The organism is Mesorhizobium sp. LNHC229A00, assembly GCF_000502415.1.
GTDB lineage: Bacteria > Pseudomonadota > Alphaproteobacteria > Rhizobiales > Rhizobiaceae > Mesorhizobium.
On the sequence record NZ_AYWQ01000097.1, the window covers coordinates 1 to 1073 of the forward strand.

Below are 1073 nucleotides of genomic sequence, written 5' to 3' on the forward strand. Positions count from 1 at the left end.
GTCCGAGTGTAATATCCGGGCGGCCATAGACGCCGGAGCGGACCCCAACCAGAAGAATGCCGAAGGCTATCCGGCTCTCGTCTACTCCGCAGCGTTAGGAAACCGCTTTTCGGTCGGGTTCCTGATGCTGCGCGGGGCCGATCCGGTCGCGGTAGGCCCGCGCGGCCTCTCCGCGCTCCATGCCGCCTATGCCCGACAGGATGGGGAATCGGATGTCATAGCAGAAGCAGTGATTGGCAGTCTTGCGTCCCTGTCGCTCCAGCAACTCCTGAGCCTCAAGGACGATAACGGGAGATCTGCGGCGGTCGTGATGGCCGCTCACAACACGTCGAGCCAATCCCCCTATTTGCGCACCCTGCTGATCTCCCGACCTGCTATCGCCTCCTTGGCCAACGCGCCGGACGGAGACGGCATAACCCCGCTCGAGGCTGCCGTGCTCGTCGACAACGATGCAGTCGTGAGAGGCTTCATCGACGGCGGCGCTACGCCCGCGAAGACGAAAGAAGACATGTCCCTGCAGGACCTCGCACGCGCCAAGGGCGCATGGCGCGCTCTCTATGCGCTGCCGAGCGACCGCGTCATGCCCGACGGTCTCGAAAAAGGAGCGCCTTCTTCTGCAAAGAGGGAGCTGCAGGCGCTCCTTTCCCAATGGGGCTACTACAAGGGCAAACAGGATGGAACGTTTGGTAAAACGTCCCGGGCCGCCGCCGTTGCCTTCTTCAGGGACAGGGGCAAAGAGATGCGCAAGATTGCGACAGATCTAGGTGAAATCTCGCGGCTCGAACATCCCAACGGAAAACCTGGCGACACAAAGCTCAGCATGGGTTTTCGCGGCAAGGGAGATTTGTGTACGTGGAAACTCACCGAGTGGTATCCGAACGGCAAGGCCTCCGTCAGCTTCGTCGGCTGCGTCAAGGGCGACAAGAAGTGGAATTCCAACGGCATCGGATACACGGCCTACGGAGACGGGTCGGATTCGATCCAGCTATTCGGCGACGGCGGATGGGAAGGCGCCGTCGATCTCAGATGAATCGGAATTTGGACCGATCGCATTCGGCCGCCACCCTGTCCCT

General features: G+C 61.3%; 1 pseudogene. It reads left to right on the forward strand.

From position 1 onward, the window contains the following. Window positions 1–1030: pseudogene (locus X742_RS1000000175125) on the forward strand (hypothetical protein); the annotation flags it as partial. Between the last annotated feature and the right edge of the window lie 43 nt (window positions 1031–1073).